The organism is Pseudoxanthomonas suwonensis (genome assembly GCF_010093235.1).
GTDB classification, from domain to species: Bacteria; Pseudomonadota; Gammaproteobacteria; order Xanthomonadales; family Xanthomonadaceae; genus Pseudoxanthomonas; species Pseudoxanthomonas suwonensis.
Genome location: NZ_PDWP01000034.1, coordinates 25,941 through 32,289, shown reverse-complemented (window position 1 = coordinate 32,289; position 6,349 = coordinate 25,941). Strand labels below are relative to the sequence as shown.

Sequence of the window (6,349 nt, the reverse complement as noted above, 5' to 3'; positions counted from 1 at the left end):
TGGATCTATATAAGAGACAGGTGCCGGCGGGAGCGTGCCGCCCCGCGCGGGCGGGGCGGCGGGGCGGATCAGCGGATCGCCGGCTTCGGGCCGATCTCGTTCGGCGAGGCCTTGTGGGCGACCACGTCGATGACGCGGTTCTTCTCGAAGTAAACGACGTACTCCGGATAGACCCAGCGGTTGATGGTCGGCCACTGCTTCTTCTGGCCGCCGCGCGGATCCAGCTTCTCCTGCGGGGCGCCGAAGCGGGCCTCGACCTCGGCCATGCTCAGGCCGCGGGCGGGCGCTTCGGCGGCCGGCTTGTCGACGCGCTCGATCAGCAGGGTATCCGCCTGCGCAGCGGCCGACAGGCCGGCCAGCGCGAGCAGGGACAGGACTTGGAAGCGGTGCCTCATCGTGGTGTCTCCCCAGACAGTAGTCCACCCGGCCAGGGCGGCCGGACGGTGCAGGGCCGATTGTAAGCAGAACGTGGCCTCCTGCGGCGCAGGCGGGCGTTCGGCGGTGCCCGGAAACGCGAAAGGCCGCATCGCTGCGGCCTCCCGGTACAAGCCTGCGGCCTGGCGGCCGCCTGCCGGCTTCAGCGCTGGCGGGCCTTGAAGCGCGGGTTGGACTTGCAGATCACGAAGACCTTGCCGCGGCGGCGGACCACCTTGCAGTCGCGGTGACGGGTCTTCGCCGACTTCAGGGAGGACAGGACTTTCATGACACACCTCGGAGGACGACGGATAGGAAGCCTGGGCCGGACGGCCGAGGCATGAAAAGAAGCCCGCCATTCTAGCCGGGTTTCCGGAAGCCTTTCAAGCAGTTGCGCAGGGGAGGGTCGCGGAGGGGTGTCGCGGGCTACAATTCCGGGTCCCCACAGCCCTCGGAGCCCCCATGTCCCACCCAGTTCCCGTCCTGACGATCGACGGTCCTTCCGGGGCGGGCAAGGGGACGGTAAGCCGCATCGTGGCCGGCCGGCTGGGCTGGCACTACCTGGATTCGGGAGCACTTTACCGGGCGGTGGGCGTGGCGGCCAGCTGGGCCGACCTGGACCTGGCCGATCCGTCGGCCCTGGTGCGCTGCACCTTTGATACCCGGATCGAGTTCCAGGACGGGCCGGAGGGCCTGCGGGTACTGGTCAACGGCACCGACGCCACCTCCGAGCTGCGCCTGGAGACCGCCGGCGCGGTGGCCTCGGCCATTGCCGCCATCCCCGAGGTCCGCGAAGCCCTGAAGGAGCGCCAGCGGGCCTTCCGCCAGCCGCCGGGCCTGGTCGCCGACGGCCGCGACATGGGTACCGTGATCTTCCCGGACGCCACCGCCAAGGTGTTCCTGACGGCCAGCGCCGATGAGCGCGCCCAGCGGCGCTATAAGCAGTTGAAGGAAAAAGGGGTTTCGGTTACCTTAGACGGTCTGCTGCGGGAGATCCTCGCCCGTGATGCCCGCGACGCCCAGCGTACGGTCGCACCGCTGAAGCCGGCCGAAGACGCCGTCCTCATCGATACGACCGGGCTTGGCATCGACGAGGTCGTCGAGCGCGTGCTGGCCCAGGTGCCGAAGCACGCCTGACGACCGCCGGGCCGTCGCGGAAAGGCAGGAAGGCGCATCCTGCGCCAGGTCCCGTCGCGGGAACGCGACGGGGTTCAATCAACCAACCACACAGGGCGCCGGCACGGGCCTGCTACAGGGGGACGGGGCAGCCATCGCGAGCGATGGGCTCCGTCCGTGTGTTCAACCGAGTATTTACTAATGACCGAATCTTTTGCCGAGCTGTTCGAACAGAGCCAGGCCAACCTGGCCAAGCTGAAGCCGGGCGCCATCGTCACCGGTACCGTCGTGGACGTCCGCGGCGACGTGGTGGTGATCAACGCCGGACTGAAGTCCGAAGGCATCGTGCCGATCGAGCAGTTCCGTAACGACGACGGCGAGATCGACGTGGGCGTGGGCGACCAGGTCAAGGTCGCGCTCGACTCGATCGAGAACGGCTTCGGCGAGACCGTGCTGTCGCGCGAGAAGGCCAAGCGCGCGATGGTGTGGGACGAGCTGGAAGAGGCGCTGGAGAAGAACGAGACCATCACCGGCCGCATCAGCGGCAAGGTCAAGGGTGGTTTCACCGTCGACATCAAGGACGTCCGCGCGTTCCTGCCGGGCTCCCTGGTCGACGTCCGTCCGGTGCGCGATCCGGCCTACCTGGAAGGCAAGGAACTCGAGTTCAAGCTCATCAAGCTGGACCGCAAGCGCAACAACGTGGTCGTCTCCCGCCGTGCGGTGGTCGAGAGCGAGCACAGCGAGGAGCGCGAGCAGCTGATGGAGAAGCTGGTCGAGGGCGCCAAGCTGAAGGGCGTGGTCAAGAACCTGACCGACTACGGCGCGTTCGTGGACCTGGGCGGCATCGACGGCCTGCTGCACATCACCGACATGGCGTGGAAGCGTGTGCGCCATCCGTCCGAGGTGGTCAACGTCGGCGACGAGCTGGAAGTGCGCGTGCTGAAGTTCGCCCGCGAGCGCACCCGCGTCTCGCTGGGCCTGAAGCAGCTGGGCGAGGATCCGGGGGACAACATCGCCCGCCGCTACCCGGCCAACAGCCGCGTGTTCGGCAAGGTCTCCAACGTCACCGACTACGGCGCGTTCGTCGAGATCGAGCCGGGCGTCGAGGGCCTGGTGCACGTGTCCGAGATGGACTGGACCAACAAGAACGTCAACCCGTCCAAGGTCGTGCAGGTCGGTGACGAGGTCGAGGTCATGGTCCTGGACGTGGACGAGGAGCGCCGCCGCATCTCGCTGGGCATGAAGCAGGTCGCCGCGAACCCGTGGGAGACCTTCGCCGCCATCCACAAGAAGGGCGACAAGGTCACCGGCCAGATCAAGTCCATCACCGACTTCGGCATCTTCATCGGCCTGGACGGCGGCATCGACGGCCTGGTCCACCTGTCCGACATCAGCTGGAACACCACCGGCGAGGACGTGCTGCGCAACTTCAAGAAGGGCGACACCCTGGACGCCGTCGTCCTGGCCGTCGACCCGGAGCGCGAGCGCATCTCGCTGGGCCTGAAGCAGATGGAGCAGGATCCGTTCGGCCAGTACATGGCCGCGCACCCGAAGGGCTCCAAGGTCGAGGGCGTGGTCCGCGAGGTCGACGCCAAGGGCGCCGTGATCGAGCTGGCCGAGGGCATCGAGGGCTACGTCGCCGCGCGCGACATCGCCAACGAGCGCGTGGATGACGCCACCCAGTACCTGAAGGTCGGCGACAAGATCGAGGCCAAGTTCGTGGGCATGGACCGCAAGGGCCGCAGCCTGCAGCTGTCGATCAAGGCCAAGGACGAAGCCGAGACCGCCGAGGCCCTGGCCGAGTACAACAAGGCCGCCGCCGAGGCTGCCGCCGGCACCACCAGCCTGGGCGCGCTGCTGCGTGCGCAGCTGGGCAACAAGTCCGAGTAATACCCGCCAGTGTGTTAGGCCCCGCGGCGACCCGGTGATCCCGGGTCGCCGCGGCGTATCGGCCCGCTTCCCTAGTACGAGATGACCAAGTCCGAACTGATCGAGATCCTGGCACGCCGCCAGTCGCACCTGAAGGCCGAGGACGTGGACCTCGCCGTCAAGTCGCTGCTGGAAATGATGGCCGGTTCGCTGGCGTCGGGCGAGCGGATCGAGATCCGCGGGTTCGGCAGCTTCTCGTTGCATTACCGTCCGCCGCGCATCGGCCGCAACCCGAAGACCGGCGAGTCCGTGGCCCTTCCGGGCAAGCACGTGCCGCACTTCAAGGCCGGCAAGGAGCTGCGCGAGAAGGTCAGCGACGTCGTGCCCGCGCCTACCGAGGCGCAGGACGCCTGAGCCTTCGCCGGTACCGTCCGGTCGGCTAAGCTTGGGGCATCCGTGCGCCGGAGCCTCTGCACATGAATATCCTCCGCCTGCTGGTCCTGCTCGCATTCCTCGCGATCGGGCTGGTAGTGGGGTCGCTCAATTCGCAGCGGCTCCATCTTGATTTCGGCGTGGCCGAAATCGTCACCACTTCAGGCATCGCCATCGTCGCCTCGCTGCTCGCGGGCGTGCTGCTCGGCGGCGGCCTGGTCGTCGCCAGCACGGTGCTGCCGCTCCACGCGCGCCTGCGCCGGCTCGAGCGGACCCGCGCGGCCGACGCCACCGTCGTCGACGCCATCCAGACACCGGCACCGTTCCGGGAAGGCAACTAAGCAAATGGAATTCATCTCCGAGTGGTTCTGGTTCTTCCTGTTCCTGCCGCTGGCCGCGCTCAGCGGCTGGGTCGTCGGCCGCAGGGGCGGGCAACGCCACGGTGACACCCAGGTCAGCCGCCTGTCCGGCACCTATTTCCGCGGCCTGAACTACCTGCTCAACGAGCAGCCGGACAAGGCGATCGAGCTGTTCCTGCACATCGCGGAACTGGACAAGGAAACCTTCGAGACCCAGCTGGCGCTGGGCCACCTGTTCCGCCGCCGCGGCGAGGTGGATCGCGCCATCCGCCTGCACCAGGGCCTGGTCCAGCGCGCCGACCTGTCCGACGCGCAGCGCGTCCAGGCCCTGCTGGCGCTGGGCGAGGACTACATGAAGTCCGGCCTGCTGGACCGCGCCGAGACCGTGTTCACCGACCTGGCGCGGATCGACCAGCGCGCGCCGCAGGCGCTCAAGCACCTGATCGGCATCTACCAGGCCGAGCGCGACTGGGAGCGTGCGATCGACAACGCGATGCGCTACGAGGAGGCCACCGGCGAGCCGATGGGCAAGCTGGTGGCGCAGTTCGAATGCGAACTGGCCGAGCGCCACCGCGGCAATGGCGACCTGGACGCGGCCCGCGCGGCGATCGCGCGCGCCTACCAGGCCGATGCCACCTGCGTACGCGCCGGCATCCTTGAAGGCCGCATCGAAGCGGACGCGAACAACCCCGAAGGCGCGATCCGCGCCTTCGAGCGCGCGGCGCGGCACGATCCCGACTACCTGCCCGAGCTGCTGCCCGGCCTGCAGGCGGCCTATGCCCAGGTGGGCGATGCCGCCGGCGCCCGTGCGTTCCTGGCCGAGATGAGCGAGCACTACCGTGGCATCGCCCCGGTGCTGGCGCTGACCCGCCTGATCGAGCAGCAGGAGGGCGCGCAGTCGGCGCGCGACTACCTCGGGCGCCAGCTCAAGGACCGTCCTTCGGTACGTGGCGAGGCCGCACTGATCGACCTGACCCTGGCGGTCGGCGCCGACAGCACCGCGACCCTGCACGACCTCAAGCACATCACCGACCAGCTGCTGGTGCGCAATCCCAGCTACCGCTGCACCCGCTGCGGTTTCGGCGCGCGCACGCACCATTGGCAGTGCCCCAGCTGCAAGGAGTGGGGGACGGTGAAGCCACTGCTGAATTACGCAGTGGTGTGAGCGTGTCCATGGGCGTGTGGGCCAGCGTGCCGCTGGTGTTCGTCGCGGCGCTCGGCACCTGGCTTGCGCTGCGGTACGCGCGTGGCCGCCTGCTCGACCTGCCCGGCGAGCGCCGCAGCCATTCCATCCCGACGCCGCGTGGCGGCGGCCTGGGCATCGCGATCGCACTGCTCGCCGGATGCATCGCCGGCATCGTCGCCGGCGTGGTCCCGGTCGCGCTGGGGGCCGCGTTCGCCACCGGCCTGCTGATGGTGGCCGGGATCGGCTGGATCGACGACCACCGCTCGCTGTCGCCGTGGTCGCGCCTGGCGATCCAGTGCCTGGCCGGCGTGGTGCTTGGAGCCGGCATGTTCGCCAGCCACGCTGGCTGGTACTGGGCGCTGCTGGCCTGCGCGGCGGTTCCGGTGCTGGTGAACGTCTGGAACTTCATGGACGGGATCGACGGCATCGCCACCACCCAGGCGATGATCGCGCTGGCCTGCTTCGCGCTGCTCGGTCCGTCGCCGGTCGATACGGTCGCCTGGGGCGCGTTCGCCGCGTGCTGCGGCTTCCTCCCGTTCAACTACCCGCGCGCGCGGATTTTCCTGGGGGATGTCGGATCGGGTACCATTGGCTATGTGCTGGCCGCGGTCGGGGCATGGACGGCCTCCGGGCTTGACGCTGAGGGACATCGTGGAAGCGCGGCGCTGCTGGTACTGCCGCTGTCGGCCTTTCTGGTGGACGCGTCTTTGACTCTGGGTGGGCGGATCCTGCGCCGCGAGCGCTGGTGGCTGCCACATGTATCGCACCTGTACCAACGTTGGGCGAAACGTGTCGGCCGTCACTGGATCGTAACCAACGCGTATGCCCTGTTCAGTCTGCTGGCAGGTTGTGTCGCGTATGTTGCCAGCGCGTCTGGAACGGTTTGTTCGGTCGCTGTCGTTTGTACCTGGCTGGTGCTGGCGACGGGGCTCTGGCTGCTCCAGGGGAGGCGCAACCAGTAGATCCCGACAGG

General features: G+C 68.5%; 8 protein-coding genes. 6 read left to right on the top strand and 2 right to left on the bottom strand.

Going from position 1 to position 6,349, the window contains the following annotated elements:
- Window positions 1–68: 68 nt before the first annotated feature.
- Both CSC68_RS14335 and ykgO read right to left on the bottom strand, forming a co-directional pair.
- Entirely contained in the window at window positions 69–395 is a 327-nt protein-coding gene (locus CSC68_RS14335) for a hypothetical protein (RefSeq protein ID WP_162204289.1), read from the bottom strand.
- 182 nt (window positions 396–577) lie between these two features.
- The gene (ykgO, locus tag CSC68_RS14330; protein WP_005913193.1) at window positions 578–703 is read right to left on the bottom strand and encodes a type B 50S ribosomal protein L36; all 126 of its coding nucleotides are present in this window, start codon (window positions 701–703) and stop codon (window positions 578–580) included.
- 173 nt (window positions 704–876) lie between these two features.
- Here ykgO and cmk point away from each other — a divergent pair, with 173 nt between their 5' ends.
- The 6 genes from cmk to CSC68_RS14300 all read left to right on the top strand — a co-directional run bounded on the left by cmk (window position 877) and on the right by CSC68_RS14300 (window position 6,338).
- Window positions 877–1,551, top strand: coding sequence for a (d)CMP kinase (gene cmk, locus CSC68_RS14325; protein ID WP_162204288.1), 675 nt, complete (start codon window positions 877–879; stop codon window positions 1,549–1,551).
- A 180-nt stretch (window positions 1,552–1,731) separates the two neighbouring features.
- Window positions 1,732–3,420, top strand: coding sequence for a 30S ribosomal protein S1 (rpsA, locus tag CSC68_RS14320; protein WP_162204287.1), 1,689 nt, complete (start codon window positions 1,732–1,734; stop codon window positions 3,418–3,420).
- Window positions 3,421–3,501: 81 nt separating this feature from the next.
- Window positions 3,502–3,813, top strand: coding sequence for an integration host factor subunit beta (locus tag CSC68_RS14315; RefSeq protein ID WP_162204286.1), 312 nt, complete (start codon window positions 3,502–3,504; stop codon window positions 3,811–3,813).
- A gap of 62 nt (window positions 3,814–3,875) precedes the next feature.
- Window positions 3,876–4,172, top strand: coding sequence for a hypothetical protein (locus CSC68_RS14310; RefSeq protein ID WP_162204285.1), 297 nt, complete (start codon window positions 3,876–3,878; stop codon window positions 4,170–4,172).
- Between the two features lie 4 nt (window positions 4,173–4,176).
- Window positions 4,177–5,355, top strand: a complete 1,179-nt coding sequence (gene lapB / locus CSC68_RS14305) for a lipopolysaccharide assembly protein LapB (RefSeq protein WP_162204284.1) — start codon at window positions 4,177–4,179, stop codon at window positions 5,353–5,355.
- An 8-nt stretch (window positions 5,356–5,363) separates the two neighbouring features.
- A complete protein-coding gene (locus CSC68_RS14300) occupies window positions 5,364–6,338 on the top strand; it encodes an MraY family glycosyltransferase (protein ID WP_162204292.1) in 975 nt (324 codons plus the stop codon).
- The last annotated feature ends 11 nt before the right edge of the window (window positions 6,339–6,349 follow it).